The organism is Peptoniphilus gorbachii, from assembly GCF_016908115.1.
Taxonomy (GTDB): Bacteria; Bacillota; Clostridia; order Tissierellales; family Peptoniphilaceae; genus Peptoniphilus_A; species Peptoniphilus_A gorbachii.
Genome location: NZ_JAFBDH010000004.1, coordinates 113494 through 135953 on the forward strand (window position 1 = coordinate 113494; position 22460 = coordinate 135953).

The 22460-nt window shown below is 34.9% G+C and carries 37 protein-coding genes; 1 reads left to right on the forward strand and 36 read right to left on the reverse strand.

Annotation, left to right across the window (positions count from 1 at the left end; genetic code table 11):
• The first annotated feature begins 51 nt into the window (after positions 1 to 51).
• Complete coding sequence (locus JOD41_RS05135; RefSeq protein ID WP_205051880.1) at positions 52 to 1392, forward strand: sodium-dependent transporter; 1341 nt, start codon at positions 52 to 54, stop codon at positions 1390 to 1392.
• Positions 1393 to 1441: 49 nt separating this feature from the next.
• Here the strand turns inward: JOD41_RS05135 and gloB are convergent, their stop codons facing one another.
• From gloB to ahpC, 36 genes are all read right to left on the reverse strand, one after another.
• Complete coding sequence (gene gloB, locus JOD41_RS05140; RefSeq protein ID WP_205051881.1) at positions 1442 to 2131, reverse strand: hydroxyacylglutathione hydrolase; 690 nt, start codon at positions 2129 to 2131, stop codon at positions 1442 to 1444.
• 1011 nt (positions 2132 to 3142) lie between these two features.
• Positions 3143 to 4765, reverse strand: a complete 1623-nt coding sequence (gene groL / locus JOD41_RS05145; RefSeq protein WP_205051882.1) for a chaperonin GroEL — start codon at positions 4763 to 4765, stop codon at positions 3143 to 3145.
• Positions 4766 to 4776: 11 nt separating this feature from the next.
• Complete coding sequence (locus tag JOD41_RS05150; protein ID WP_019124969.1) at positions 4777 to 5058, reverse strand: co-chaperone GroES; 282 nt, start codon at positions 5056 to 5058, stop codon at positions 4777 to 4779.
• 171 nt (positions 5059 to 5229) lie between these two features.
• Positions 5230 to 5835, reverse strand: coding sequence for a methylated-DNA--[protein]-cysteine S-methyltransferase (locus JOD41_RS05155; RefSeq protein WP_205051883.1), 606 nt, complete (start codon positions 5833 to 5835; stop codon positions 5230 to 5232).
• Positions 5836 to 5878: 43 nt separating this feature from the next.
• Positions 5879 to 6220: a 50S ribosomal protein L17 gene (rplQ, locus tag JOD41_RS05160; protein ID WP_205051884.1), complete on the reverse strand. Its 342-nt coding sequence runs from the start codon at positions 6218 to 6220 to the stop codon at positions 5879 to 5881.
• A gap of 10 nt (positions 6221 to 6230) precedes the next feature.
• On the reverse strand, positions 6231 to 7178 hold the full coding sequence (locus JOD41_RS05165; protein WP_205051885.1) for a DNA-directed RNA polymerase subunit alpha: 948 nt from the start codon (positions 7176 to 7178) through the stop codon (positions 6231 to 6233).
• A gap of 26 nt (positions 7179 to 7204) precedes the next feature.
• Positions 7205 to 7600, reverse strand: a complete 396-nt coding sequence (rpsK, locus tag JOD41_RS05170; protein ID WP_019124973.1) for a 30S ribosomal protein S11 — start codon at positions 7598 to 7600, stop codon at positions 7205 to 7207.
• A gap of 16 nt (positions 7601 to 7616) precedes the next feature.
• On the reverse strand, positions 7617 to 7979 hold the full coding sequence (rpsM, locus tag JOD41_RS05175) for a 30S ribosomal protein S13 (RefSeq protein ID WP_019124974.1): 363 nt from the start codon (positions 7977 to 7979) through the stop codon (positions 7617 to 7619).
• 11 nt (positions 7980 to 7990) lie between these two features.
• On the reverse strand, positions 7991 to 8104 hold the full coding sequence (gene rpmJ, locus JOD41_RS05180; RefSeq protein ID WP_010244353.1) for a 50S ribosomal protein L36: 114 nt from the start codon (positions 8102 to 8104) through the stop codon (positions 7991 to 7993).
• A 23-nt stretch (positions 8105 to 8127) separates the two neighbouring features.
• Entirely contained in the window at positions 8128 to 8346 is a 219-nt protein-coding gene (gene infA, locus JOD41_RS05185; RefSeq protein ID WP_156700495.1) for a translation initiation factor IF-1, read from the reverse strand.
• Between the two features lie 18 nt (positions 8347 to 8364).
• Positions 8365 to 8619 (reverse strand): KOW domain-containing RNA-binding protein, encoded by a 255-nt coding sequence (locus tag JOD41_RS05190; RefSeq protein ID WP_156700493.1) that lies wholly within the window; start codon positions 8617 to 8619, stop codon positions 8365 to 8367.
• 3 nt (positions 8620 to 8622) lie between these two features.
• Positions 8623 to 9264: an adenylate kinase gene (locus tag JOD41_RS05195; protein ID WP_205051886.1), complete on the reverse strand. Its 642-nt coding sequence runs from the start codon at positions 9262 to 9264 to the stop codon at positions 8623 to 8625.
• A 9-nt stretch (positions 9265 to 9273) separates the two neighbouring features.
• On the reverse strand, positions 9274 to 10575 hold the full coding sequence (gene secY / locus JOD41_RS05200; protein ID WP_205051887.1) for a preprotein translocase subunit SecY: 1302 nt from the start codon (positions 10573 to 10575) through the stop codon (positions 9274 to 9276).
• Positions 10575 to 11024, reverse strand: coding sequence for a 50S ribosomal protein L15 (gene rplO / locus JOD41_RS05205; RefSeq protein ID WP_156700487.1), 450 nt, complete (start codon positions 11022 to 11024; stop codon positions 10575 to 10577). The genes secY and rplO overlap by 1 nt, the downstream gene beginning before the upstream one ends.
• A 12-nt stretch (positions 11025 to 11036) precedes the next feature.
• Complete coding sequence (gene rpmD, locus JOD41_RS05210; protein ID WP_156700485.1) at positions 11037 to 11213, reverse strand: 50S ribosomal protein L30; 177 nt, start codon at positions 11211 to 11213, stop codon at positions 11037 to 11039.
• Between the two features lie 10 nt (positions 11214 to 11223).
• Positions 11224 to 11730, reverse strand: a complete 507-nt coding sequence (gene rpsE, locus JOD41_RS05215; RefSeq protein ID WP_205051888.1) for a 30S ribosomal protein S5 — start codon at positions 11728 to 11730, stop codon at positions 11224 to 11226.
• A 13-nt stretch (positions 11731 to 11743) separates the two neighbouring features.
• Positions 11744 to 12106, reverse strand: coding sequence for a 50S ribosomal protein L18 (gene rplR, locus JOD41_RS05220; RefSeq protein ID WP_205051889.1), 363 nt, complete (start codon positions 12104 to 12106; stop codon positions 11744 to 11746).
• A gap of 15 nt (positions 12107 to 12121) precedes the next feature.
• Positions 12122 to 12658: a 50S ribosomal protein L6 gene (gene rplF / locus JOD41_RS05225; RefSeq protein WP_156700479.1), complete on the reverse strand. Its 537-nt coding sequence runs from the start codon at positions 12656 to 12658 to the stop codon at positions 12122 to 12124.
• Positions 12659 to 12672: 14 nt separating this feature from the next.
• Positions 12673 to 13068: a 30S ribosomal protein S8 gene (rpsH, locus tag JOD41_RS05230; protein WP_205051890.1), complete on the reverse strand. Its 396-nt coding sequence runs from the start codon at positions 13066 to 13068 to the stop codon at positions 12673 to 12675.
• A gap of 30 nt (positions 13069 to 13098) precedes the next feature.
• Positions 13099 to 13284 carry a type Z 30S ribosomal protein S14 gene (locus JOD41_RS05235; RefSeq protein ID WP_005957510.1) on the reverse strand — a complete coding sequence of 62 codons (186 nt, stop codon included), beginning with the start codon at positions 13282 to 13284 and terminating at the stop codon, positions 13099 to 13101.
• 11 nt (positions 13285 to 13295) lie between these two features.
• Entirely contained in the window at positions 13296 to 13841 is a 546-nt protein-coding gene (gene rplE / locus JOD41_RS05240) for a 50S ribosomal protein L5 (protein WP_205051891.1), read from the reverse strand.
• 11 nt (positions 13842 to 13852) lie between these two features.
• Positions 13853 to 14161 (reverse strand): 50S ribosomal protein L24, encoded by a 309-nt coding sequence (gene rplX / locus JOD41_RS05245; RefSeq protein WP_205051892.1) that lies wholly within the window; start codon positions 14159 to 14161, stop codon positions 13853 to 13855.
• 14 nt (positions 14162 to 14175) lie between these two features.
• On the reverse strand, positions 14176 to 14544 hold the full coding sequence (gene rplN, locus JOD41_RS05250) for a 50S ribosomal protein L14 (protein ID WP_156700471.1): 369 nt from the start codon (positions 14542 to 14544) through the stop codon (positions 14176 to 14178).
• A 23-nt stretch (positions 14545 to 14567) separates the two neighbouring features.
• On the reverse strand, positions 14568 to 14822 hold the full coding sequence (rpsQ, locus tag JOD41_RS05255) for a 30S ribosomal protein S17 (protein WP_019124985.1): 255 nt from the start codon (positions 14820 to 14822) through the stop codon (positions 14568 to 14570).
• Between the two features lie 4 nt (positions 14823 to 14826).
• Positions 14827 to 15033, reverse strand: a complete 207-nt coding sequence (gene rpmC, locus JOD41_RS05260) for a 50S ribosomal protein L29 (protein ID WP_156700469.1) — start codon at positions 15031 to 15033, stop codon at positions 14827 to 14829.
• Entirely contained in the window at positions 15023 to 15454 is a 432-nt protein-coding gene (gene rplP, locus JOD41_RS05265) for a 50S ribosomal protein L16 (RefSeq protein WP_156700467.1), read from the reverse strand. The genes rpmC and rplP overlap by 11 nt, the downstream gene beginning before the upstream one ends.
• A 17-nt stretch (positions 15455 to 15471) precedes the next feature.
• Complete coding sequence (rpsC, locus tag JOD41_RS05270; protein ID WP_156700465.1) at positions 15472 to 16236, reverse strand: 30S ribosomal protein S3; 765 nt, start codon at positions 16234 to 16236, stop codon at positions 15472 to 15474.
• 11 nt (positions 16237 to 16247) lie between these two features.
• Positions 16248 to 16583: a 50S ribosomal protein L22 gene (gene rplV, locus JOD41_RS05275; protein WP_019107918.1), complete on the reverse strand. Its 336-nt coding sequence runs from the start codon at positions 16581 to 16583 to the stop codon at positions 16248 to 16250.
• A gap of 11 nt (positions 16584 to 16594) precedes the next feature.
• On the reverse strand, positions 16595 to 16879 hold the full coding sequence (gene rpsS, locus JOD41_RS05280; RefSeq protein ID WP_019107919.1) for a 30S ribosomal protein S19: 285 nt from the start codon (positions 16877 to 16879) through the stop codon (positions 16595 to 16597).
• 12 nt (positions 16880 to 16891) lie between these two features.
• Entirely contained in the window at positions 16892 to 17722 is an 831-nt protein-coding gene (rplB, locus tag JOD41_RS05285) for a 50S ribosomal protein L2 (RefSeq protein ID WP_156700464.1), read from the reverse strand.
• 17 nt (positions 17723 to 17739) lie between these two features.
• On the reverse strand, positions 17740 to 18027 hold the full coding sequence (gene rplW, locus JOD41_RS05290; protein ID WP_156700462.1) for a 50S ribosomal protein L23: 288 nt from the start codon (positions 18025 to 18027) through the stop codon (positions 17740 to 17742).
• Positions 18027 to 18650 carry a 50S ribosomal protein L4 gene (gene rplD / locus JOD41_RS05295; RefSeq protein WP_156700460.1) on the reverse strand — a complete coding sequence of 208 codons (624 nt, stop codon included), beginning with the start codon at positions 18648 to 18650 and terminating at the stop codon, positions 18027 to 18029. Before rplD ends, rplW begins: the two co-directional genes overlap by 1 nt.
• A 17-nt stretch (positions 18651 to 18667) precedes the next feature.
• Positions 18668 to 19300, reverse strand: a complete 633-nt coding sequence (rplC, locus tag JOD41_RS05300) for a 50S ribosomal protein L3 (RefSeq protein ID WP_156700458.1) — start codon at positions 19298 to 19300, stop codon at positions 18668 to 18670.
• A gap of 58 nt (positions 19301 to 19358) precedes the next feature.
• A complete protein-coding gene (rpsJ, locus tag JOD41_RS05305) occupies positions 19359 to 19676 on the reverse strand; it encodes a 30S ribosomal protein S10 (RefSeq protein WP_005957385.1) in 318 nt (105 codons plus the stop codon).
• 559 nt (positions 19677 to 20235) lie between these two features.
• Positions 20236 to 21759: an alkyl hydroperoxide reductase subunit F gene (ahpF, locus tag JOD41_RS05310; RefSeq protein WP_205051893.1), complete on the reverse strand. Its 1524-nt coding sequence runs from the start codon at positions 21757 to 21759 to the stop codon at positions 20236 to 20238.
• The gene (gene ahpC / locus JOD41_RS05315) at positions 21759 to 22328 is read right to left on the reverse strand and encodes an alkyl hydroperoxide reductase subunit C (RefSeq protein WP_205051894.1); all 570 of its coding nucleotides are present in this window, start codon (positions 22326 to 22328) and stop codon (positions 21759 to 21761) included. The genes ahpF and ahpC overlap by 1 nt, the downstream gene beginning before the upstream one ends.
• Positions 22329 to 22460 lie beyond the last annotated feature (132 nt).

Below are 22460 nucleotides of genomic sequence, written 5' to 3' on the forward strand. Positions count from 1 at the left end.
AGATTAAAAAAACCCCTTGCAAGAGGGGCTAGCCTATTAAGGAGAATGACTATGGATAATAACTTAAAAGCTCGTGATGGTTTTAAAAGTAAATGGGGTTTTATACTTGCTTGTATAGGCTCTGCAGTTGGTATGGGTAATATTTGGAGATTTCCTATAATGGTGTCTACTTACGGTGGGATGACTTTTCTAATTCCTTACTTTATATTTGTAACTCTTATAGGCTCCACTGGAGTAATTTCTGAAATGGCACTGGGAAGATCTGCAGAAGCTGGTCCCGTTGGTGCCTTTGGAAAATGCACAGAACTAAGATGGAATAATAGAAAGCTTGGAGAAATAATTGGACTTATACCAGTAGTTGGTTCACTTGCCCTAGCCATAGGTTACACTTGTGTAATGGCTTGGATTTTTAAGTACACTTTCCTTTCATTATCAGGCGGACTTTATGCCATGGGTCAAAATATGGATGTCATTGGTGGAACTTTTGGACAAACTGCTTCAGCCTTTGGCGCAAATATTTGGGTAATCATTGCAATTTTAGCAAGCTTTGCCATTATGGTAATGGGAGTATCTGGCGGAATCGAGAAGGCAAACAAAATTATGATGCCTGTCCTCTTTGTTTTATTTGTAGGACTTGCAATTTACATCTTCACCCTTCCAGGTGCAGCTAATGGATACAAGTACATCTTTACAGTAAACCCTGAAGGCTTAAAAGATCCTAAAGTTTGGATTTTTGCCTTCGGACAAGCCTTTTTCTCACTATCAGTTGCTGGAAATGGAACAGTAATTTACGGCTCCTATTTGCCTAAAAACGAAAGCATTCCATCCTCTGCAAGAAATGTTGCAGTCTTTGATACTCTTGCAGCTCTACTTGCAGCCTTTGTAATTATCCCTGCCATGGCAACAGCAAATGCACCTCTTGACACAGGTGGTCCTGGGCTTATGTTTATATACTTAGTAAATGTATTTAACGGCATGGCTGTTGGTAGAATCATAGGAATTATTTTCTACATCTGCGTGCTCTTCGCAGGCGTATCTTCAATAATAAATCTTTATGAAGCACCAGTTGCCTATTTGCAAGATCAATTTAATTTTTCAAGACCAATTGCAACTACAACTATTCACGTAATTGGTTGTATCGTAGCTATATTTATTCAAGCTATAGTCGGCGGTTGGATGGATGTAGTTTCCATTTACATCTGCCCACTTGGAGCAGCCCTTGCAGGCATAATGTTCCTATGGGTTGCAGGAAAAGATTATGTAATCCCTGCAGTTAGTCAAGGTCATAGAAAAGAAATCGGCGGATGGTATTATCCACTTGCAAAATATTTATATGTAACAGCTGCCATAATTGCCCTAATAGCAGGCGCAAAATTTGGCGGTATTGGTTGATATAATATAAAAAAATTAAGTGTTGGCTTTTTTGCCAACACTTTTTCTTTTAAAAATTATCTTTTTTATTTCTAAATTGAGTAAATTCATCTAAATCCCTTGCCAAGAAAAAGGTATTTATTTTTTTCTCTTTTCCAATTGTAGATGGAAGAGTGATTTTTTCTTCTTCACGCAGTTTTTTCACTCTCTCAAATTCTCTGTCTAAATCATCATTAGAAATTACAGACTTTGCAAATTTTAAATTTGCAAGAGAATATTCGTGAGCTGGATAAACATAAGTGTCATCATCTAAATTTTTTAGTTTATTTAAACCCTCATAGGCTTTTTTGTAGTCTTTAGTAAAAACTCTGCCGCAGCCTGCAAGAAAAAGGGCATCTCCACAAAATAATTTATCTCCCACTAAATAAGAAATGTGCTCTTCTGTGTGACCAGCAGTTAAAATAACTTTAAAATTTTCTCCTAAGAGCTCAAATTCATCGCCGTCTTTTAAAGTTATGTCGTTATACTCTTTTGTTTCAAGAGGTCCGTAGACTTTCGCACCGTATTTATTTTTAAGCTCTTTAACTCCTCCCACGTGGTCCATATGCTTGTGAGTTAAAAGAATGTAGTCAAGATTTTTATCCTTTAAATAATCTATGACAGGACCAGCATCGCCTGGGTCCACAACAAGAGTCTTTCCATCTTTTTCTATTGTCCAAATGTAATTGTCATTAAAAGCTTTTATATAGTTAATTAACATATTCCACCTCATTATATACTTACTCTTGTTGCAAGTATTTAAACATGAGAAGTGACTTTGCTTTTCTTTAATTAATTGTTCTTTTTTTGGATAAAATTTTATATAATTTCAGCATTTACTGTGAAGACAAAAACAGACTTATTATATGACTACTCTTATTTATTACAAATTAAAAGCATCTTGCTAAGAATATCCTATGGAAAAAATTGCCTTATTTTCAAATCGAAGAACTTCCGCTAAAATCGCACTGTTTGAGCGAAGCGAGTCCCAGATTTTAGAAGTTCGAGATTTAGAAAATAACAATTTTTGTAATGAGATAGACCTGCATGATGGTTTTAAAGATTTATAAAGTTGATTCAAGATTATATTTTTATAACTTGACCTTAAATAAATTTAAAAAAGACAGTCAAATAATGACTGCCTTTGATTAGGTTGTTTTTGAGTTTTACAATCCGACTCGCTTGAAATTTCTCCTTATTCAGTCACATTGGATGAGACTTGATCAAATTTCTGTAAGAAATTTTGATAAGTCTGCCCACAGATTTTTGCTTGTCAAAAATCTATGTTCCTTTATTTTTGCTGGATAAGCTTCTTCATCACTTCTGCATCGCTAACGCTCGACTTCGTAGTGAATACATTTTAAAAAGACAGCCATATTTGTGGCTGTCTTTGTTTAGGTTTTTTTCTGATTTACAATCCGACTCCTTTGAAAAAACTCCCTATTTGGTCGTTTTTTCTGCAGTCGCTGGATAAGATTTTTCATCACTTCAGCCTTCACTTCGCTCGGATTCAGTGTGAAAACCAGAAAAAGTAGCCTTTTGTTTTTAAGACTACTTTTTGTTTTTTATTCAGTTGGTTTCTATATCTCCGACTCACTCAAAAATGTTCCCTAATCGGTCACATTTTTTTCGTTCGCTGGATAAGGTTCTTCATAGCTTCAGGCTCCTTTCAGTCGCCTTCAGCTTGAAGACCGTCTCAATCGTGACTCGTCACGATTGAGACTACCATTAATTACATCATACCCATGCCTGGATTCATTTGTGGCATTGCTGGTGTTTCTTCTTTTATGTTGGCTACTGCTGCTTCTGTTGTCAAGATCATTGATGCTACGCTTGCTGCGTTTTGTAGGGCTGATCTTGTTACTTTTGTTGGGTCTACTATTCCAGCTTTTTTCATGTCTACATATTCTGATTTATATGCGTCAAAGCCTATGCCAGCTTCTTTAGTTTTTACATGTTCTACTATTACTGAACCTTCTAGTCCTGCGTTTTCTGCTATTTGTCTTAGTGGTTCTTCTAGTGCTTTAAGAATTATATTTGCGCCAGTTTTTTCGTCGCCTTCTAATTCATCAACTACTTTTGCTATTGCATCTATTGAGTCAATTAGAACTGTTCCACCACCAGCTACAATTCCTTCTTCTACTGCTGCTCTTGTTGCTGCAAGGGCATCTTCGATTCTTAGTTTTCTTTCTTTAAGTTCAACTTCTGTTGCTGCTCCTACTTGGATTACTGCAACTCCACCAGAAAGTTTTGCAAGTCTTTCTTGTAATTTTTCTTTGTCAAATTCTGAATCTGATTCTTCAATTTGATTTTTGATGTGGGAAATTCTATTTTCAAGTTCAGATTTTTCCCCTGCACCATTTACTATAACTGTAAGATCTTTTTCTACTCTTACCTTTGATGCAGATCCAAGCATATCAATTGTTGCATCTTTAAGGTCTTGACCTAAATCAGATGATACAACTTGTCCGCCAGTTAAAATTGCAATGTCTTGTAACATTTCTTTTCTTCTGTCGCCATAGCCAGGAGCCTTTACTCCAACTACATTAAGTGTTCCTCTTAATGAGTTTACAACAAGAGTTGCAAGGGCTTCTCCGTCAATGTCATCTGCTATGATAAGAAGTGCTTTTGATGCTTGAAGTACTTGTTCAAGTAGTGGCAAAATTTCTTGTATATTTGAAATCTTTTTGTCTGTAATTAAAATATATGGGTCTTCTAATTCTGCAACCATTTTGTCAGAATCTGTCACCATGTATGGAGAAAGGTATCCTCTGTCAAATTGCATACCTTCAACTACATCAAGGCTTGTTCCCATAGATTTTGATTCTTCAACAGTAATTACTCCGTCGTTTCCAACTTTTTCCATTGCTTCAGAAATAAGCTTTCCAACTTGTTCATTGGCAGCTGAAATTGATGCAACTTGTTCAATTGCTTCCTTTGAAGAAACTTCTGTAGAGAATTTTTTAATTTCTTCAACAGTTTTTTCAACTGCCTTAGCGATTCCCTTTTGTAGAACCATTGGGTTTGCACCTGCTGCAAGGTTTCTCATTCCTTCTCTAATAATTGCTTGAGCAAGAAGAGTGGCAGTAGTTGTACCGTCACCTGCAACGTCATTAGTCTTTGTAGCAACTTCCTTTAAAAGTTGTGCGCCCATGTTTTCAAATTTATCTTCACATTCAATTTCTCTTGCAATTGTAACACCATCATTTGTAATAAGTGGTGTTCCATATTCCTTGTCTAAAATTACATTTCTACCCTTAGGTCCAAGTGTAACTTTAACTGTATCTGCAAGAGTATTTATTCCTTTTATTAAGCCTTTTCTAGCATCTTCTGAAAATTTAATTTCCTTTGCCATGTTATCACTCCTTATTCAATAACTGCCAAGATGTCTTGGAATTTTATAATTGTATATTTTTCCTTGTCAAGTTCAATGTCATTTCCTGCATACTTTGAGAAAATAACCTTGTCGCCAACTTTAACAAGTCCCTTCATATCTTCATCTGTGTCTAGTTTATTTCCTGTTGCAACAACTTCTGCAATATTTGATTCTTCCTTTGCTGATGAAGGAAGAACTATGCCTGAAGCAGTTGTTTCTTCTTTTTCAATTTTCTTGATGACGATTTTGTCGTCAAGTGGTCTAAGTTTCATCTATATTAACCTCCTTATAATTAGCACTCACTAATGTCTTCTGCTAATACATATATGATAATACATTGGAAAAATTTTTTCAAGGGTTAAAAGTAATAAAATCCTTAAAAATTTTCTTGAAATTATTAATATTAAGCTTTATATAATTGCCTCTTAAAAATCTTTTAATAATTATTTGTGATTTTTTGGAAAGAAAAAATTATCTGTATTTATACCCTCAAGTTTAAGGAGCTTCATTTTTCTATGAAGACCTCCTGCATATCCTGTAAGAGATCCACTAGTCCCCATCACTCTGTGGCAAGGAATAATTAGAGATATAGGATTACAAGCTACTGCACCACCTACAGCCTGATTAGACATTTTCTTATATTTTCCACTGGCAATAAGTTTTTCTGAAATGTCCTTATAAGTAATAGTCTTTCTATAGGGAATCTCTAACAAAATTCCCCAGACATTTTTTCTAAATTCTGTACCTTCTAAATTTAGCTTAGGTGTAAATTTTGGCTCCACACCAGAAAAATATATATCAAGCCATCTTAATGTATCAGAAAAAATTTTATCTTCAGAAATTTTTTTGTTTTTATTTATTTCTTGAATTTTATTTATTTTTTCTATTTCATTATAATTTTCTTTTTCATAAAAATTTTTTATTTCGCCCTTTTCTTTAAGGTCTTTAAATTCCTTTTGATTCTCAAAATAAAGTCCAGTAAGTGAATCTTTACAAATTATAATTAAAATTTCACCAAGGGGTGAATTATAAATGCTCTTTTTAATCATAAAGCTCCATAAATATAAAAAAAGGAAATCCCATTGGATTTCCTTATACTAATTCTATAATTGAAATTTCTGCGCCGTCTCCACGTCTTGGACCCATCTTCAATACTCTAGTGTAACCACCATTTCTATCAGCATATTTTTCAGCGTATTCACTAAATAATTTTGTAACAACATCTTCTGAATAAATATATGCTAAAGCTTGTCTTCTTGCGTGAAGGTCGCCTCTTTTTCCAAGTGTAATCATACGATCTGCAATTCTTTGAACTTCCTTAGCTCTTGTGTGTGTAGTTTTAATTCTACCTTCATTTAAAAGAGAAGTAACAAGATTTCTAAGCATTGCACGTCTATGACTTGAATTACGGCCAAGTTTTCTGTTTTTTGCCATAATGTCCTCCTTAATCTTCTTCAGCTTTGAGGCCTAGTCCTAATTCTTCAAGCTTTTCAGTTACTTCTAGTAGAGATTTTCTACCAAGATTTCTAACTTTCATCATTTCACTTTCAGTCTTACTAGTTAATTCCTCAACGCTGTTTATTCCAGCTCTCTTTAAACAGTTAAAAGATCTAACAGATAAATCTAATTCTTCAACTGTCATTTCAAGAACTTTTTCTTTTTGATCCTCTTCTTTTTCAACCATCAAATTTATTTCACTGACATGTTCTTTAAGGCCAATGAAGAGTTCAAGATGTTCTGTCAAGATTTTTGCTGCAAGAGATGTAGCTTCGTCAGCTTTCATTGAGCCATCTGTTGTAACTTCAAGGATTAATCTATCATAATCAGTTCTTTGTCCAACTCTTGTGTTTTCAACTTTCCAGTTTACTTTTTCCACAGGAGTGAAGTTAGAATCCATTGGAATAATTCCAATTTCAGTGATTTCATCCTTTTTAAGTTCAGAAGGTTCATAGCCTCTTCCCTTTTCAACCATCATTTCAAGATAAAAATCAGCATCTTCATTTAGTGTTGCTATATGTTGATCTGGATTAATAACAGATACGTGAGGTTGAAGTTCAATGTCACAGGCTTTAATTTCTCCCTTGCCCTTTTTTTCTATAATAAGTTTTACAGGTTCATCTTCAGTCATCTTTAAAACTATAGATTTAATATTTAAAACTATTTCAGGTACATCTTCCAATACCCCTGGAATTGTATCAAATTCATGTTCAACGCCACGTATATTGATAAATGATACAGCTGCGCCTGGTAGAGAGGAAAGTAACACTCTTCTTAAGGAATTTCCAATAGTGATACCAAATCCAGCTTCTAAAGGTTCAACGACAAACTTGCCATATAAACCAGATTCATCTAATTCTTCAATACTAATTCTAGGTTTTTCAATTTCAATCATGGGTACCCTCCTTCTCGATAAATAGTTTAGACTCTTCTACGTTTTGGTGGTCTACATCCATTGTGAGGAATTGGAGTAACATCTTTAATCATAGTTACTTCAAGACCTGATGCTTGAAGAGATCTAATAGCAGCTTCTCTTCCTGAACCTGGACCCTTAACATAAACATCAACGCTCTTTAATCCATGTTCTTTAGCTTTTTCAGCTGCTTCTTGTGCTGCTTCTTGTGCTGCAAAAGGAGTTGACTTTCTTGAACCTCTAAATCCAAGTTGTCCAGCACTAGCCCAAGAAATAACATTACCGTTAATATCAGTAAGAGTAACCATAGTGTTATTAAATGTTGAAGCTATATGAGCTTCTCCCTTTTCAATATTTTTACGCACACGTCTTCTTGAACGTGTAACTTTTTGTTTTTTAGCCATTAAAGTCCCCCCTTACTTATTTACTTTTACTAACAAGCTTCTTAGGACCTTTTCTTGTCCTAGCATTAGTCTTAGTTTTTTGTCCTCTTACAGGAAGACCCATTTTATGCCTTCTTCCACGATAACAGTTGATTTCACGAAGTCTCTTGATGCTCATTGCAACATCACGACGCAAATCACCTTCTACGTGGTATTTATCTATTTCATCTCTAATTTTAGCAAGTTCAGCTTCTGTCAAATCTTTAACTCTTGTATCAAAATCAACGCCTGCAGCAGTTAAAATTGCTTGAGATCTAGGTTTTCCAATACCATAAATATAAGTGAGTCCGATTTCAACTCTCTTTTCTCTAGGTAAATCTACACCGGAAATTCTAGCCATAATTACCTCCCTTATCCCTGTCTTTGTTTATGTTTCGGATTTTCACAGATTACCATTACTTTTCCGTTTCTCTTTATTATTTTGCACTTTTCGCACATCTTTTTTACAGATGGTCTTACTTTCATTTAAATGCCTCCTAACTCTAGGATTATTTCTTTCTCCAAGTTATTCTACCCTTTGTAAGATCATAAGGTGAAAGCTCAACTGTCACCTTATCACCAGGAAGAATTCTAATATAATTCATTCTCAATTTACCTGAAATATGAGCAAGTATGATATGTCCGTTTTCAAGTTCAACCTTGAAATGAGTATTTGGAAGAGCGTCTACAACAACGCCTTCAACTTCAATTACATCTTCTTTAGCCATATTATTAAGGATCCTCCTTTAGCTATAAGGTAATAGTTTCTTCCTAATATAACTGTCATTAAAATCTATAACATCAAGATCAATAATGTCTTTATATATATAAAGATGTTTTACCTTTTTTTTCTTTGGTCGATCTAGCTTTCTCAGTTTTCCATCAACAAGATAAAGGTAGTCTTTGTCAATAATATCAATTATAACAAAAACTTTTCCCTCATCTCTACCCTTTTTGGATCTTACAACTTGTCCCTTTAAAAGACTAAATGTATTATCCATGAACTATTCGAGACCACTAACTATATCTTCAAATACCTTGTCAATATCCTTAGCACCATCGATGTCTACAAGAAGATTTTGAGCTCTGTAGTAATCTATAAGAGGTGCAGTTTGATCAAAGTAAACTGAAATTCTAGTTTTTACAGTTTCTTCAGTATCGTCATCTCTTTGAATAAGCTTAGTACCATCCTTATCACAAATTCCTTCTTCCTTTGGAGGATTGAATTTAACATGATAAGTCATTCCACAAGTTTTACAAACACGTCTTCCAACAGCTCTTTCAATTAAAATTTCAGGATCAACTGAAATATTAATTACTTTTGTAAGCTTTTCGTCATTTTTATCTAAAATAGAATCAAGACTAACAGCTTGAGCTACCGTTCTTGGAAAACCATCTAATAAAAATCCTTCTTTTGCATCGTCTTTGTTAAGTCTATCTTCAACAAGGGCAATAACAAGATCATCTGGAACTAAAAGTCCCTTATCCATATAAGATTTTGCTTCTTTACCAAGTTCTGTGTTGTTTTTAATATTTTCTCTAAAGATATCTCCAGTTGAAATATGTGGAATATTGTATCTTTTTACAATATATTCAGCTTGTGTGCCTTTTCCGGCCCCTGGAGGTCCTAATATAACTAATTTCATAATTGCCTCCTATTTATTCTTTAAGAAACCACGATAATTTCTCATGATTAATTGTTGTTCTAATACTCTATGAATTTCAAGTACAACACCAACTACGATGATAATTGATGTACCACCATAATTAAATTGAAGTCCTGAAATAAGTGTTAGAATTGTTGGAAGAACTGCAAGTATAGAAAGTGCAATTGCTCCCGGCATAACTAATCTATTTAAAGTTCTACCTAAATAATCACTTGTTGGTTTTCCTGCTCTAATACCACTAATAAAACCACCATTTGCTTGAAGGTTTTTAGAGTATTCAACAGTATTAAATTGGATTGTTGTGTAGAAGAATGTGAAGAATACAATAAGAATTATTGTAGATATTATATAAATCACAGCTCCAGGTATAAAAACCTCAGCTCCAGGTCCTCCAGCAGGAGTTAACCATTTTTGAATCCAATTTCTAGTTGATTCACTAGTAAACATAGCAATAGTTGCTGGTATAGCAAGTAGTGAGTTGGCAAAGATAATTGGCATAACACCAGTCATCAAAACCTTAATAGGAATATGAGTAGCTTGTCCGCCATACATTTTTCTTCCTACAACTCTCTTTGCATATTGTACAGGGATTCTTCTTTCGCCTTCTGTAAGTGTTACTACAAATACAACAATTGCAATGGCAATTACTACAAATAACACTAAGAATATTGGGCTAGATTTTCCTGCTTTTACAAGAGCAACAGATTGAGCTATATCAATTGGGAATCTTGAAACAATACCTGCAAAAATTAAAATTGAAATACCATTTCCGATTCCATGTTCAGTTATTTGTTCACCTATCCATACAAGTACGGAAGTACCAGCTACTATAGATAGGATAATTGTAACATATTCAATAGCACTTGTAGCATTGATAGCTTGTCTAAATAGACCAAAAGTATAACCAATTGCTTGAACAAGAGCTATGGCAGTAGAAAGGTATCTAGTATATTTAGCAATAGCCTTTCTACCAGTTTCTCCTTCTTTTGCAAGAGATTCCAAGGAAGGAATAGCAATTGTCAAAAGTTGAAGAATAATTGATGCAGTAACATATGGATAAATGTTAGCAGCAAAAATTGTAAATCGTCTAAAGTTACCTCCTGCCATTAAATCTAGGAAGGAGAAAATTGAACCGCCTGCTCCACTCATAAGTTGTGAAATAACTTGTGAGTTCATATATGGAACGGCAATGTGTGATCCAAGTCTATAAAGTAGAAGCATGAATAAAGTGAATAACATCTTCTTACGAATTGATTCAACTTTCCACGCATTTCTAAAAGTGGATAACATTAAATCACCTCGGCCTTTCCTCCGCAAGCCTCAATTTTTTCTATAGCAGACTTTGAGAAATGCTGAGCTTTAACAGTAAGTTTTACATTTAATTCACCATCTCCCAAAATTCTAATTCCGTCTTTAGCTTTTCCAGCTTTTACAAATTTATTTTCTATTAAGAATTCAGGAGTGATTTCAGTTCCTTCTTCAAATACATTAAGATCTGCTACGTTAATAACTGCATATTCTTTCTTGAAGATGTTTGTAAATCCTCTCTTTGGAAGACGTCTAAATAGTGGCATTTGTCCACCTTCAAAACCAGGTCTAACTCCTCCGCCACTTCTAGCATTTTGTCCTTTGTGACCTTTACCAGATGTTTTACCAGTACCGGAACCTATTCCACGACCTATTCTTTTTCTAGCTTTAACTCCGCCGCCTTCATTAGGTCTTAAGTCATGTAACTTCATTGGTACACCTCCTTATTCTACTACTTCGATCATATAATCGACTTGCTTTAACATACCTCTAATTTGAGGTGTATCATTTTTTTCAACAACTTGGTGTAATTTTCTAAGGCCAAGTGCTTCAATTGTTTTTCTGTGTTTAGGTACTTTCCCGATAGGACTTTTTACAAGTTTAATTTTAATTGTACTCATTATTTTCCTCCTATCCTAAAATTTCATCCGCTGATTTATTTCTAAGTTTCGCAACGGATTCAACAGTTTTAAGTTGTTTTAATCCTTCAATAGTTGCATTAACTGTATTTCTTGGATTGTTTGTACCAATATTTTTTGTACGAATATCAGTAATACCTGCAAGTTCACATACAGCACGAACTGCACCACCTGCAATAACTCCTGTACCTTCTCTTGCTGGTTTTAAGAAAACTCTACCAGCACCATAAATTCCAGTAACTTGATGAGGAATAGAAGTATTTAGTAGGTTTACTTTTATAAGATGCTTTCTAGCATCTTGAGTTGCTTTTCTTATTGCTTCAGGAACTTCAAGAGCCTTACCTGTACCTACACCAACGTGTCCGTTTCTGTCGCCAACTACTACAAGAGCAGAGAATCTAAAGTTTCTACCACCCTTAACTACTTTGGCAACTCTATTTATAGATACAACTCTTTCTTCAAGATCAAGTTCTGCCGCATTTATTAATGAACGCTCCATTACTTCCTCCTTCTTAGAATTTTAGTCCGGCTTCTCTAGCTGCGTCAGCAAGTGCTTTGATTTTGCCGTGATATACATAACCACTTCTATCAAAAACAACTTCTTCGATACCTTTTTCTTTTGCCTTATTAGCAATAGCAGTACCAACAGCCTTAGCCGCTTCAATATTTCCAGTGTTTTCTAAATCTAGTGACTTATCAAGAGTAGATGCACTTAGTAAAGTGTTACTAGCTTCATCATCGATAAGTTGAGCATAGATGTGCTTTGATGATCTGTAAACTGAAAGTCTAGGTCTCATAGCAGTACCGGAGATATGATTTCTAAGTCTTTTGTGTCTTTTTATTCTATTTGCATTTTTATTAATCTTTTTTAACACTTAAATTCTCCTCCCTTACTTACCTGTCTTACCAACTTTACGTCTTACATGTTCATCAGTGTATCTAATACCTTTACCTTTATAAGGTTCAGGTTCTCTGAAGCTTCTAATGTAAGCAGCATAAGCGCCAACTTGTTGTTTGTCATTACCCTTTACAATAATTGAGTTAGGAGCAGGAACTTCAACTTCAATACCTTCTGGATCTTCAAGATCTAGAGGATGTGAAAATCCTAAGTTAAGAGAAAGAGTTTTTCCCTTCTTAGCAGCTCTGTATCCAGTTCCGATTATTTCAAGAGATTTTGAATAACCTTCTGTAACGCCAATTATCATATTGTAGATTAGAGTTCTAGTTAAACCGTGAAGTGCCTTAATTTTTTTAATCTCATTTGGTCTTTCTACAGTGAGAACTCCGTCATTTAATTCTATTTTTAAATCTTTATCAAAAGATTGTGTTAGTTCACCCTTTGGTCCCTTAACAGTAACTGTTTGACCGTCAACTTTAACATCAACGCCCTTTGGGATTTCAATAGGTTTTTTGCCAATTCTTGACATTTTTCACCTCCAAATTACCAAACGTAGCAGATTACCTCTCCGCCAACTTTATCTTGTCTTGCTTTTTTATCTGTAATTATTCCCTTAGATGTAGAGATAATTGCAATTCCTAGTCCTCCAAGAACTTTAGGAACATCTTCGCACTTAACATAAACTCTAAGTCCCGGTTTAGATATTCTCTTTAAACCAGAGATAACTTTTTCTCCTTCAAGAGAATATTTAAGATCAATCTTGATCATTCCTTGTTTGTCGTCTTCAACAACATCATATCCTTTTATATAGCCCTCATCAAGAAGAATTTGAGCAATTTCTTTTTTGATTTTTGAGCAAGGAATATCAACAGATTTGTGTCTTGCATTATTTGCATTTCTAATTCTTGATAGCATATCTGCAATTGGGTCTGTCATCATATCAGTTTGCCTCCTTTCATCTAAGGCTTTTTACCAGCTAGCTTTTCTTACGCCAGGAATTTGTCCCTTGTACGCAAGTTCTCTAAAGCATATTCTACATATTCCATATTTTTGTAAAACAGAATGTGGTCTTCCACAAATTTTACATCTAGTATATTCACGAGAAGAATACTTTTGTTTCCTCTTTTGTTTTGCAATCATTGATTTTTTTGCCACAATGTACCTCCTTAAGCCTTAGCAAAAGGCATTCCCATTTTGTCTAGGAATTCTTTAGCTTCTTCATCAGTATTAGCAGTAGTTACTATAATGATGTCCATTCCCCTAATAGCATCAACTTTATCATACTCAATTTCAGGGAAGATAAGTTGTTCTTTAAGACCTAGGGCATAGTTTCCTCTACCATCAAAAGCAGTAGGTTTAACACCTCTAAAGTCTCTTACTCTTGGAAGAGCAACATTCATTAATTTATCTAAGAATTCATACATTCTTTGTCCTCTTAGAGTAACTTTAACACCAACATTTTGTCCTGCACGAAGTTTAAAGTTGGCAATTGATTTTCTTGCTTTAGTAACAATAGCTTTTTGACCAGCAATAGTAGTAAGTTCTTCTACTGCAGATTCAAGAGCTTTATGGTTATCTTTAGCTTCACCAAGACCAATGTTGATAATGATTTTTTCAAGTTTCGGTACTTCCATAACGTTACTATAGTTGAAACGTTCCATTAGGTGGCCCACAACTTCTGTCTTATATTTTTCTTGTAATCTTGAAGTCATTATTTTACCCCCTATTTAATGTTCTTTCCGCTAGATTTTGCATATCTAACTTTTTTTCCGTCTTCATATTTGTAACCAATTCTTGTAGCTTTTCCTGATGCACTGTCAAAGTACATAACATTTGATACATGAATTGGAGCTTCCATTTTTTCTATTCCACCTGGATTTTGAGGTCCTCTAGGTTTAATGTGTTTAGTAACAACATTAATCTTTTCAACAACTACTAAATCTTTTTTAGGAATTGTTCTTAGGACTTTACCAGTTTTGCCTTTATCTTTTCCGGCTATAACTTTTACGATGTCATCTTTTTTAATTTTCATATTACACCTCCAAATTATAGTACTTCCGGAGCTAGAGAAATAATCTTCATAAAGTTTCCAGCTCTTAGTTCTCTAGTTACAGGTCCAAAAATACGAGTGCCAACAGGGCTTCTATCATCTTTAATTACAACAGCAGCGTTATCGTCGAAGCTTATATAAGATCCGTCTTTTCTGCTGATTCCCTTGCTTGTTCTAACAATAACTGCCTTTACAACAGCGCCTTTTTTTACAACGCCACCGGGTGTTGCATTTTTTACAGAACACACTACAATATCTCCGATGCTAGCTGTTCTTCTATTAGTTCCACCAAGGACTTTAATTACAGATAGTTCTCTTGCACCTGAATTGTCAGCAACACGCAATCTTGTTTCTTGTTGAATCATGTTATTCTCCTTTCAAGTTAAAATTATTGAGCTTTTTCAATAATTTCTACAAGTCTCCATCTTTTATCTTTACTTAGTGGTCTAGTTTCCATAAGTTTTACGCGATCACCAATACCACATTCATTATTTTCATCATGAGCCTTAAATTTAGTAGTCTTCTTAAATCTCTTTTTGTAAATTGGATGAGTCTTTAAAGTTTCAGTTTGAACTACAATAGTCTTATCCATTTTATCACTTACTACAATTCCTGTTATAGTTTTTCTTGAATTTCTTTCCATGAGATTAAGCCTCCTTTCCAACTTCAAGTTCACGTTCTCTAATGATCGTTTTTACTTTTGCTATATCTCTTTTAACACTTTTAATACTTGATGGATTGTCAAGTTGACCAGTGGCCAATCTGAATCTCAAATTAAAAAGTTCATTTTTAAGTTCATTAACTTTATTATTTAAATCTTCGCTAGACATCTTGCGAATTTCATTAGCCTTCATTTGAGTCACCATCCTTATCTTTCATAACGAATTTAGTTCTCACAGGGAGTTTCATAGATGCAAGTCTCATTGCTTCTCTTGCAACTTCTTCAGAAACACCGCCCATTTCAAATAAAATTCTTCCTGGCTTAACTACTGCAACCCAATACTCTGGAGCACCTTTACCAGAACCCATACGAGTTTCAGCAGGTTTTTCAGTAACAGGTTTGTCTGGGAAAATCTTAATCCAGATATTTCCACCTCTACGAATATATCTTGTCATAGCACGACGTGCTGCTTCTATTTGATTTGAAGTAATCCAACAAGGTTCTAAAGCTTTTATACCATATTCTCCGTATGCAAGCTCATTACCACGCATAGCCTTGCCCTTCATTCTGCCTCTGTGAACTTTACGATATTTTACTCTCTTAGGCATCAACATGACTATTCCTCCCTTCTTTAAGACTCTTTATTTTTATTGTCTCTTCTATTATTTCTATTAAAATTATTGTTTCTGTTATCGCGTCTCTTGCGGTTTTTGTTATCTCTATTGTCTCTATTATCTCTAGGTCTTCTTCTTGAATCTTCTCTTAGTTCAGGAAGAACTTCGCCTTTATAAAGCCAAACTTTAACACCGATTTTACCGTAAGTTGTATCAGCTTCAGCAAAACCGTAGTCGATATCAGCTCTTAATGTTTGAAGAGGAATAGTTCCTTCAGAATAACCTTCTGTTCTTGCCATATCAGCTCCGCCTAAACGACCTGATACAGAAGTTTTAATACCAAGAGCTCCTTGACGCATAGTTCTTTGAATAGCTTGTTTCATTGCTCTTCTAAATGCGACTCTTCTTTCAAGAGATTCAGCAATAGCTTCAGCAACGATTTGTGCATCTAAATCTTGATTTTTAATTTCTTCAACATTTATAACAACAGATTTATTTGTAAGCTTTTCAATTTCAGCTCTAAGTTCTTCAACTCCAGCACCACCACGGCCAATTACCATGCCTGGTTTAGCTGTATATATAGAAACTTTAACTCTATTAGCAGCTCTTTCAATTTCAATTTTAGAAATTCCTGCAGTGTAAAGTTTTTTCTTAACATATTTTCTAATATTGTTGTCTTCAACTAAAAGATCGGCAAAATTTTTCTTATCTGCATACCATTTTGAATCCCAATCTTTGATTACTCCAACACGAAGTCCATGTGGGTTTACTTTTTGGCCCATTCTCTACCTCCTTACTCTCTTTCTGCTACTACAACGCCAATGTGACTTGATCTTTTAAGGATCGGATAAGCCATACCCTTAGCCTTAGGACGAAATCTCTTCATTGTAGGTCCGTCATTAGCATATGCTTTTTTCACATAAAGATCGTCTCTGTCTAAATTAAGGTTGTTTTCAGCATTAGCTACAGCTGATTTTAATACCTTATAGAGTTCATGAGCTCCCCTCTTATTAGTAAACTTTAAAATAGAGAGGGCCTCATCAACGCTTTTGCCGCGTATTTCAGCGCAAATATAATTCACCTTTAGAGGTGATATTCTAACATATTTTGCAATTGCTTGTGCTTGCATTTTAACCCTCCTTATTTAACTGTTGTGCTCTTTTCGCTCTTGCCGCCGTGGCCTCTATATGTTCTTGTTGGAACAAATTCTCCTAATTTATGTCCTACCATGTCTTCAGTAATATATACTGGCACATGTTTTCTGCCGTCATGAACAGCAATTGTGTGTGAAACAAATTCAGGGAAAATAGTTGAGCGACGAGACCAAGTTTTAATTACTTTCTTTTCGTTTTTTTCATTAAGCTCGTCAACCTTCTTTAGAAGGTGTTCATCAGCAAATGGTCCTTTTTTTATTGATCTACTCATTATACCCTCCGATTACTTAGTTCTTCTTCTTACTATATACATATCAGATTTTTTAGATTTCTTTCTAGTTTTAAGTCCTAGAGCTTTCTTGCCCCAAGGAGTCATTGGTGAAGGTCTACCTACTGGAGTTCTACCTTCCCCACCACCATGAGGGTGATCAACAGGGTTCATTGCAGATCCTCTAACATGAGGTCTATTTCCAAGATATCTGCTCTTACCTGCTTTACCTAAAGTGATAAGTTCGTGAGAAATATTTCCAACTTGTCCGATAGTTGCCTTACATCTTTGATTTATTAATCTAAATTCACCTGAAGGAAGTCTAAGTTGAGCATATTTTCCTTCTTTTGCCATAAGTTGAGCTGATGATCCAGCACTTCTTGCAATTTGACCACCCTTACCAGGAGTCATTTCAATGTTGTGAACTGTAGTACCAACTGGGATATCAGCAAGCATTAGTGCATTACCAACTTTAATATCTGCATCTGATCCTGATTCAATAACATCGCCAACTTTAAGTCCGTTTGGTTGAATGATGTATCTCTTTTCACCATCAGCGTAAGATAAAAGCGCAATGTAAGCAGTTCTATATGGATCATATTCAATAGCTTTTACTCTTGCAGGAATATTATCTTTATCTCTTTTTAAATCTATAATTCTATATTTTCTCTTAACTCCGCCGCCTCTGTGTCTACTAGTAATTCTACCTTGCGCATTTCTACCGGCAGTTTTGCTCATGCTAACTAAAAGAGATTTTTCAGGTGTTGTTTTTGTAATCTCTTCAAATGTAGCAACAGTCATCTTTCTACGGGCAGGAGTTGTAGGTTTAAATCCTCTAATCGCCATTTTAATACCTCCTACTATCAGATAGAATCAAAAAATTCTATCGGCTCTGAGTCATCAGTAAGTTTTACTATAGCCTTTTTCCATGAAGGACGTCTTCCTTGATGAACTCCTTGTCTTTTTAATTTTCCACGCATATTCATTGTATATACTTTTTCAACCTTAACGCCGAAGATTTCTTCAACAGCTTCTCTGATTTCAGGTTTAGTGGCATCCTTTTGCACTTCAAAAGTGTATTTATTTTCAGCCATCATGTCCATACTTTGTTCAGTAACTAAAGGTCTTTTAATAACGTCAAATTTATTCATCAGTTAAAAACCTCCTCAACAACATCAAGTGCAGCCTTAGTGATAATTAAGTTATCGTATTTTAATAAATCATAAACATTAATATCAGTAGCTCTTGATGTCTTTACACCAGCAATATTTCTTGCAGCTCTTTGAACATCTTTTTCATCGTCATTAATAACTACAAGAGCTTTCTTGCCTGCCTTAATATCTTTTAAGATGTTTGCGAAAATCTTTGTCTTTGGTTCTTCCATTGTGAACTTGTCAACAAGAATCATTTCGCCATCTTGGAATTTACTAGTAAGAACTGATTTAAGAGCAACTCTTCTAGCTTTCTTAGGAGTTGTGTAAGAGTAATCTCTTGGTTTCTTTGCGAAAACAACTCCGCCGCCTCTCCATTGAGGTGATCTAATGGAACCTTGTCTTGCTCGACCTGTTCCCTTTTGTCTCCAAGGTTTTCTTCCGCCTCCACGCACTTCAGCACGAGTCTTAGCAGAGTGAGTACCTTGTCTTTTATTAGCCAAAATATTTTTAACAACTAAATAAACAGCATGAGTGCTAACAGGAGCATCAAATAGCCCTTCATTTAGTTCGACTTCTTCAACAGGATTTCCCTTAATGTCAATCATTTGAATTTTAGGCATTTCTTTACCTCCCTATCTTATTTAGTCATTTTAGTAGTGCTTTTAATTCTAACAGTTCCCTTCTTAGGTCCTGGAATAGCACCCTTAACTAAAATTAAATTTTTATCTGTATCTATTCTAACAATTTCAAGATTTTGAACAGTAACTCTTTCGTTACCCATTTTTCCAGCCATTCTGTGGTTTTTGAATACTTTTCCTGGATAAGAAGCAGCACCCATACCACCTGGCATTCTGTGGAATTTAGAACCGTGAGTTTCTCTACCACGTCCAAAGTTGTGACGTTTAATGATACCAGCAGTTCCTTTACCCTTTGAAGTTCCAACAACATCAATGTGTTCTCCAACTTCAAATAAATCTACCTTTATTTCATCGCCAAGATTGTAAGATTCTACATCGTCAGTTCTAAATTCTGAAAGATGTTTTCTATATCCTACGCCTGCCTTGTCGAAATGTCCCTTCTCAGGTTTGTTAAGTTTTCTTTCCTTAACTTCATGTGTTGCAACTTGGATAGCATTATATCCATCACTTTCAATAGTTTTCTTTTGCACAACAACATTTGGTTCTACTTCAATAACTGAGACAGGAGTGACAATACCCTCTTCATCAAAAATTTGGGTCATGCCAATTTTTTTACCTACTAAATATTTCATGTTGCACCTCCTAATATTTACAGCGGACTTCTAATTAGAAGTCATATAAAGCAAAGTTTTAAAGTTTAATTTCTATATCTACACCAGCTGGTAGATTTAACTTCATAAGTGAATCTACAGTTTTTTGTGTAGGATTAAGTATATCAATTAGACGCTTGTGAGTTCTTTGCTCAAATTGTTCTCTTGAATCCTTATACTTGTGTACAGCTCTTATAATTGTGATAATTTCCTTTTCTGTTGGAAGAGGAATTGGTCCAGAAACTTCTGCACCGCTCTTTTTAGCAGCATCAACAATTCTTAGTGCTGAATTATCAAGTAATTCGTGATCATAAGCTTTAAGTTTAATTCTGATTTTTTGTTTGCCTTTGTTAGACATATTTACCTCCTATTCGCTAAAGCCTTACTTGCGAATGGGGTTATCGATAAACGCACCCTGGTGTACCAAAAGGTCCGTCTGAAAAAAATAACCCGCGCCCAAGTCCAGCTTGGACTTCTCCGTCATAATTACCTCGAAACTCCTTTTTTTCGGCAAAGTTTCAAGCAACTTATAACTTCATCGCAACATTCTTTTTTAAACGCTCTGGTATTATATAACAAATAAAGCCACTTGTAAAGGGAAAATACACATTTTTTTAAAAATTTTTTAGAAAAATTTTATTTTTCTCCTAGACAAATTTTTTCCATATAAAAATAAATAATTTTACTAGAAAAATTTCCTTTGACAAAAATTTTTACAAATATTTTTTATTTTTTTCTATTATATAAGATATTTTTTATTTTTTTTCTATTATATAAGATATTTTTTCTATTATATAAGATTTTTTTCTATTATATATAAAGAATCTTAGAAAATTTTTTATGAAAAATATAGACTTTAAAAATCCAAGACAAGAAAAAAAGAAGTAGGTCGCCCATACTTCTTTTTAATAGAAACTTCAATTTCCCTTAGTCATTAAATAATTGTAGGCACCAAGGGCTGCTGTAGCACCTGATCCCTCTGCAATTACAATTTGTTTGAAGGCAGAGTTAGTGCAGTCCCCTGCCCCATAAATTCCTTCAAGATTTGTTGCTCCAAATTCATTTACAATTATTTCACCGCGAGGATTCTTTTTAACATGGTCAAGCCACTCTGTCATTGGCACAAGTCCAACTTGAATAAAGCAGCCATCAGTATCCTCTTCTATAACTTGTCCAGAAAGTCTGTCCTTATATGAGATTTTTTCCAACACTTTTTCACCACTTAGGGCCTTAGTTTCTGCATTTGTAACTATTTTTACATTCTTAAATTCCCTTAGCTTATCCTGAAGAACTTTATCCGCCTTTAATTCAGGCAAAAATTCTAGAACCAAAACTTCTTTAGCTAGGCTGGCAAGGTCTATGGCTGCTTCAATGCCAGAGTTTCCTCCACCAATTACTGTTACCTTTTTGCCCTTAAATAAAGGTCCGTCACAGTGAGTACAGTAGGCAACGCCCTTGTTCCTAAATTCTATTTCTCCTGGAACTCCAATGAGTCTCCACTTTGCACCAGTTGCTATTACAAGAGTCTTTGCAAAGAGATTTCCCTTATCTGTTAAGATTTTTATCTCCTCGCCATTTTCTATGCCTGTAACTGAAAGCCCTTCAATGACTTCAACCTTGTACTTGTCAAGATGTGCCTTGACATCTTCCATATACTTAGGACCCTCTGTATACTCTATGCCTGTAATATTTTCTATGCCAAGAGTTTCCTTTACTTGACCGCCAAATTCCTTTGCTACAAGAGCAGTTCTTATTCCCTTTCTCGCTGCATAAATAGCTGCTGTCGCCCCACTAGGACCTCCGCCTATTACTAGGCAGTCGTAAAGAGGTTTTTCTTCAAGCTTTAGGTCAACTTCTTCCTTCTTTATCTTATTTAAGATTTCCTCTAAAGAAATTTTTCCACTATTAAAGACTTCTCCCTTTGCATAAGTTGTTGGCACAGCCAATATGCCAAGGTCTTCAACATAGTCTGTAAAGGCAGAGCCGTCCACCATTGTATGTGAAATTTTTGGATTTAGGACAGCCATAATATTTAGGGCTTGAACTACTTCAGGGCAGTTGTGGCAGGATAGACTGACTATAGTTTCGAAATTCATTTCCTCATCAATTGCCATAATCCTTTCCCTGGTCTTCTGATCAATTTTTGGTGGGCGACCTCCTACTTGAAGGATGGCAAGTATAAAGGACTCAAATTCGTGACCAAGGGGTATGCCTGCAAAAGTGATGCCACTTGCACTATCTGATGAAAGGCTAAAGCTTGGCTTAAACTTTAAGTCACCTTCTTCTATTTTTATCTTATCAGAAAGCCCCCTTAGGTCGTCCAAAAACTTTTTTAAGTCTTTTGAATTTTCTGAATCATCAAGATCAACCGAAATCAAAACCTCCTTCTCAAGAAGTTTAAAATATTCAGCTACCTGATTTTTTAAATTTTGATCTAACATTAGATCTTACCAACTAGATCTAGTCCTGGAGTTAAAGTCTTGCCAGATTCTTTCCATTTTGCTGGACATACTTGGCCTGGATTGTTTCTTACAAATTGTCCTGCACGAATCTTGTCAATAACTTGACTTGCATCACGACCAATGCCATCTGCATTTATTTCCAAAGTTTGGATCACTCCATCTGGATCAATTATAAAAGTAGCCCTTTGTGCTAGACCTGCATCTTCATCAAGTACATCAAAGTCTCTTGCTATTGACTTATGTGGGTCAGCTAACATTGTGAACTCAAGCTTACTAATTGCTTCAGAGTGGTCATGCCATGCCTTGTGAACGAAGTGAGTGTCAGTAGACATAGAGTAAACTTCAGCTCCAAGTTCCTTTAACTTTCCGTATTGTTCTTGCATATCTTCAAGTTCAGTTGGACATACAAAAGTAAAATCAGCAGGGTAGAACATTAAAACTGTCCACTTGCCTTCAAAGTCTTTGTTAGAAACTTCTACAAACTCTTCCTTACTAGGTGCATAACCCATAGTTTTAAATTCAGGTATCTTCTTTCCTATTTGTGACATATTGTCCTCCTTATATTTTAAAATCTATTTGATATTCTCTATCAATTTATCTATACCCACAAAAGCGCTAGATTTTTAAATATAAAATCTTTTTAAATTTAATTTTCTCATCAAATAAAAAAGAAGTAGGTA

Excerpts from the sequence above, each read along its gene's own strand:
- rpmJ (WP_010244353.1), bottom strand. The coding sequence starts at position 8,104 with ATGAAAGTAAGACCATCTGTAAAAAAGATGTGCGAAAAGTGCAAAATA.
- rplB (WP_156700464.1), bottom strand. The coding sequence starts at position 17,722 with ATGGCGATTAGAGGATTTAAACCTACAACTCCTGCCCGTAGAAAGATG.
- JOD41_RS05155 (WP_205051883.1), bottom strand. The coding sequence starts at position 5,835 with ATGATTAAAAAGAGCATTTATAATTCACCCCTTGGTGAAATTTTAATT.
- JOD41_RS05165 (WP_205051885.1), bottom strand. The coding sequence starts at position 7,178 with ATGATTGAAATTGAAAAACCTAGAATTAGTATTGAAGAATTAGATGAA.
- rpmD (WP_156700485.1), bottom strand. The coding sequence starts at position 11,213 with ATGAGTACAATTAAAATTAAACTTGTAAAAAGTCCTATCGGGAAAGTA.
- ahpC (WP_205051894.1), bottom strand. The coding sequence starts at position 22,328 with ATGTCACAAATAGGAAAGAAGATACCTGAATTTAAAACTATGGGTTAT.
- infA (WP_156700495.1), bottom strand. The coding sequence starts at position 8,346 with ATGGCTAAAGAAGATGTAATTGAAGTTGAAGGCGTTGTTGTAGACGCT.
- rpsC (WP_156700465.1), bottom strand. The coding sequence starts at position 16,236 with ATGGGCCAAAAAGTAAACCCACATGGACTTCGTGTTGGAGTAATCAAA.
- ahpF (WP_205051893.1), bottom strand. The coding sequence starts at position 21,759 with ATGTTAGATCAAAATTTAAAAAATCAGGTAGCTGAATATTTTAAACTT.
- rplE (WP_205051891.1), bottom strand. The coding sequence starts at position 13,841 with ATGACTTCAAGATTACAAGAAAAATATAAGACAGAAGTTGTGGGCCAC.
- rplV (WP_019107918.1), bottom strand. The coding sequence starts at position 16,583 with ATGCAAGCACAAGCAATTGCAAAATATGTTAGAATATCACCTCTAAAG.
- rpsJ (WP_005957385.1), bottom strand. The coding sequence starts at position 19,676 with ATGTCTAACAAAGGCAAACAAAAAATCAGAATTAAACTTAAAGCTTAT.
- rpsS (WP_019107919.1), bottom strand. The coding sequence starts at position 16,879 with ATGAGTAGATCAATAAAAAAAGGACCATTTGCTGATGAACACCTTCTA.
- rpsK (WP_019124973.1), bottom strand. The coding sequence starts at position 7,600 with ATGGCTAAAAAACAAAAAGTTACACGTTCAAGAAGACGTGTGCGTAAA.
- rplD (WP_156700460.1), bottom strand. The coding sequence starts at position 18,650 with ATGCCTAAAATTCAAATGATTGACATTAAGGGAAATCCTGTTGAAGAA.
- rpsQ (WP_019124985.1), bottom strand. The coding sequence starts at position 14,822 with ATGGAAAGAAATTCAAGAAAAACTATAACAGGAATTGTAGTAAGTGAT.
- rpsH (WP_205051890.1), bottom strand. The coding sequence starts at position 13,068 with ATGATGACAGACCCAATTGCAGATATGCTATCAAGAATTAGAAATGCA.
- secY (WP_205051887.1), bottom strand. The coding sequence starts at position 10,575 with ATGTTATCCACTTTTAGAAATGCGTGGAAAGTTGAATCAATTCGTAAG.
- rplW (WP_156700462.1), bottom strand. The coding sequence starts at position 18,027 with ATGAATAAATTTGACGTTATTAAAAGACCTTTAGTTACTGAACAAAGT.
- JOD41_RS05150 (WP_019124969.1), bottom strand. The coding sequence starts at position 5,058 with ATGAAACTTAGACCACTTGACGACAAAATCGTCATCAAGAAAATTGAA.
- rpsM (WP_019124974.1), bottom strand. The coding sequence starts at position 7,979 with ATGGCTAGAATTTCCGGTGTAGATTTACCTAGAGAAAAGAGAGTTGAA.
- gloB (WP_205051881.1), bottom strand. The coding sequence starts at position 2,131 with ATGTTAATTAACTATATAAAAGCTTTTAATGACAATTACATTTGGACA.
- JOD41_RS05135 (WP_205051880.1), top strand. The coding sequence starts at position 52 with ATGGATAATAACTTAAAAGCTCGTGATGGTTTTAAAAGTAAATGGGGT.
- rplP (WP_156700467.1), bottom strand. The coding sequence starts at position 15,454 with ATGTTGATGCCTAAGAGAGTAAAATATCGTAAAGTTCACAGAGGCAGA.
- groL (WP_205051882.1), bottom strand. The coding sequence starts at position 4,765 with ATGGCAAAGGAAATTAAATTTTCAGAAGATGCTAGAAAAGGCTTAATA.
- rplO (WP_156700487.1), bottom strand. The coding sequence starts at position 11,024 with ATGAAGTTACATGACTTAAGACCTAATGAAGGCGGCGGAGTTAAAGCT.
- rpsE (WP_205051888.1), bottom strand. The coding sequence starts at position 11,730 with ATGGAGCGTTCATTAATAAATGCGGCAGAACTTGATCTTGAAGAAAGA.
- rplN (WP_156700471.1), bottom strand. The coding sequence starts at position 14,544 with ATGATTCAACAAGAAACAAGATTGCGTGTTGCTGACAATTCAGGTGCA.
- rplX (WP_205051892.1), bottom strand. The coding sequence starts at position 14,161 with ATGAAAATTAAAAAAGATGACATCGTAAAAGTTATAGCCGGAAAAGAT.
- JOD41_RS05195 (WP_205051886.1), bottom strand. The coding sequence starts at position 9,264 with ATGAAATTAGTTATATTAGGACCTCCAGGGGCCGGAAAAGGCACACAA.
- rplF (WP_156700479.1), bottom strand. The coding sequence starts at position 12,658 with ATGTCAAGAATTGGCAAAAAACCTATTGAAATCCCAAAGGGCGTTGAT.
- rplQ (WP_205051884.1), bottom strand. The coding sequence starts at position 6,220 with ATGGCAAAAAACAGAAAACTTGGCCGTAATTCAAGTCATAGACGTGCA.
- rplC (WP_156700458.1), bottom strand. The coding sequence starts at position 19,300 with ATGAAATATTTAGTAGGTAAAAAAATTGGCATGACCCAAATTTTTGAT.
- JOD41_RS05190 (WP_156700493.1), bottom strand. The coding sequence starts at position 8,619 with ATGGATAATACATTTAGTCTTTTAAAGGGACAAGTTGTAAGATCCAAA.
- rpmC (WP_156700469.1), bottom strand. The coding sequence starts at position 15,033 with ATGAAGGCTAATGAAATTCGCAAGATGTCTAGCGAAGATTTAAATAAT.